Raw genomic sequence first — 1,305 nt, forward strand, 5'->3', positions numbered from 1 at the left:
TGTTCATAGCCGATATCACCGCTGACATTTTCTATGCGTGGATAACGCAGGACTTTTTGCCTAAACTTCTGCCCGCTTGCGTGATTGTCATGGACAACGCAACCTTTCATAAACGGCAGGATATCCAAACCGCCATTGCCCATGCCGGGCATACACTTGAATACCTGCCGCCTTATTCCCCAGACTTAAATGACATTGAACCCAAATGGGCTCAGGCCAAAGCCATCAGAAAAAGGGAAGGTTGTTCCATCGAGCAGCTCTTTTCCGCTTATGAAATTTAAATCATTTTATATGGGATCTGCTATAGAGGCAGAAGAAATAGTCAGATGCTTTAGCTAAGTATTCGAGGCAGTGGGTTTTCCTGGTGGCTTACCTCGTATCGAATTTCCAGAATTTAATCCACCCAATCTTAGTGTTGCTTGGATTGTTTTTACTTTCGATCTGGGACATTTTTTCAGTCTAGAACACTTAAGGTAAGTTATGATGCGCTTATGCAGGCTTATCAAGAGCAGCCAATTTAATTAATCAGCCTTTACCGGGAAAGTTATATCATCATGGCGGCCTTACCGGGCTCTGCTGTTATATGGCTTGCAATGGGGTGAATTCCAGATAGGGAGGCCGGTTGCCCTGCTTTCAGCTACCCTAGGTGCCACACTTGCTCTTCTGACTGCACGCTCTACCTGTTTCGTAAGGCAGTACAACGCCGTTTTGGCGATCGTCTTGAGGCGATCAACAAAGGCCTAGAACGGGATGGTGCTTTTTATCTGTTCTCTCCTCGAGACTCGTGCCTGCCTTTCTTTTTTCCTGATCAATCTGCTGATGGGATTTACGGCAATTCGTGTCAGTATTTTTTCTGGGTAAGCTTGTTCGGTATGCTGGCTGGGTTGACAGTTTATGTCAACGGAGGCACCAGCTTGCTACCATTTACAATCTATCCGAGAGGCCTCTGCATAGCTGACTTTTTGGATAATTTAGTATTTTAACGTGAGTTCGACATAAGAACCATCACATCACGATTGGAAGAGCTTGAGGGAGTCTGATATTAAGCGAGGGTTTCTTCTCGCGGAACGTGTAAGCCACCAGTCTAGCTATCAAATTAACAAAGAAGTTAAATGGGCTGCGATGGCGGAAATGCTCGATTTGCGAGATATTCTTCAATGGGTCATTGACGGTCTCAATAATTGAGCGTTTACGTAACAAGAGCTTGTCAAAAAGCGGCAACAGCTTGTTTTTCATGTTCTTGCGTACTTTGGTAACGAGCTGCACGCCCTGCTCAAAGAGTGGCTGCGAGAGTTAGCCCCGGTC

Annotated in this window: 1 protein-coding gene and 1 pseudogene; one reads left to right on the top strand and one right to left on the bottom strand. The window is 45.6% G+C overall.

The annotated features are described in order from the left end of the window. Positions 1 to 281 (top strand): transposase (locus BM122_RS21270; protein ID WP_177198257.1); only part of this gene is annotated, 281 nt, incomplete at its 5' end. A 724-nt stretch (positions 282 to 1,005) separates the two neighbouring features. Here BM122_RS21270 and BM122_RS21275 read toward each other — a convergent pair. Further along, positions 1,006 to 1,293 (bottom strand): annotated as a pseudogene (locus tag BM122_RS21275) (transposase); the annotation flags it as partial. Positions 1,294 to 1,305 lie beyond the last annotated feature (12 nt).

Source organism: Nitrosomonas communis (assembly GCF_900114745.1).
Classification (GTDB): Bacteria; Pseudomonadota; Gammaproteobacteria; order Burkholderiales; family Nitrosomonadaceae; genus Nitrosomonas; species Nitrosomonas communis_A.